Raw genomic sequence first — 853 nt, forward strand, 5'->3', positions numbered from 1 at the left:
TGAATGTCGCGGCCAATTGTATTGACCGGCATCTGGCGACGCGCGGCGATCAGACCGCGATCATTTTCGAGCCTGACAATCCTGACGAGGCCGCCAAGCATATCACCTATCGCGACCTGCATCGCAGCGTGTGCAAGATGGCCAACATCCTGGAAACGCTGGGCGTGCGCAAAGGTGACCGTGTGGTGATCTACCTGCCGATGATCCCCGAAGCAGCCTATGCCATGCTGGCCTGCGCGCGCATCGGCGCGATCCACTCGATTGTCTTTGCCGGCTTTTCCCCCGACGCGCTGTCGGCCCGCATCAACGGCTCCGACGCCAAAGTGGTCATCACCGCAGACGAGGCCCCGCGCGGCGGGCGCAAGACCGCGCTGAAATCCAACACCGACGCCGCGCTGCTGCATTGCAAGGACAGTGTCAAATGCCTGGTCGTCAAGCGCACGGGTGGCCAGACCACGTGGATCGACGGGCGCGACTATGACTACAATGAAATGGCGCTTGAAGCGTCAGATGTCAGTCAACCTGCTGAAATGAATGCCGAAGATCCCCTTTTCATTCTCTATACCTCAGGCTCTACCGGGCAGCCCAAGGGGGTTGTGCACTCAAGTGGTGGATATTTGGTTTACGCCGCCCTCACCCATGAAATTGTTTTCGATTATCATGAAGGCGACGTTTACTGGTGTACCGCCGATGTGGGCTGGGTCACGGGCCATTCCTACATTATTTACGGACCCTTAGCCAACGGCGCGACCACTCTGATGTTCGAAGGTGTGCCCACCTATCCGGATGCATCGCGGTTCTGGCAGGTCTGCGAGAAACACAAAGTTAACCAGTTCTACACTGCCCCCACCGC

Annotated in this window: 1 protein-coding gene; it reads left to right on the forward strand. The window is 58.4% G+C overall.

Annotation, left to right across the window (positions count from 1 at the left end; genetic code table 11):
- Positions 1 to 853: AMP-binding protein (locus ACG74X_RS21285; RefSeq protein ID WP_411237322.1), on the forward strand; the 853-nt coding region annotated here is incomplete at both ends.

Source organism: Marivita sp. S0852, assembly GCF_046591575.1.
Taxonomy (GTDB): Bacteria; Pseudomonadota; Alphaproteobacteria; order Rhodobacterales; family Rhodobacteraceae; genus Marivita.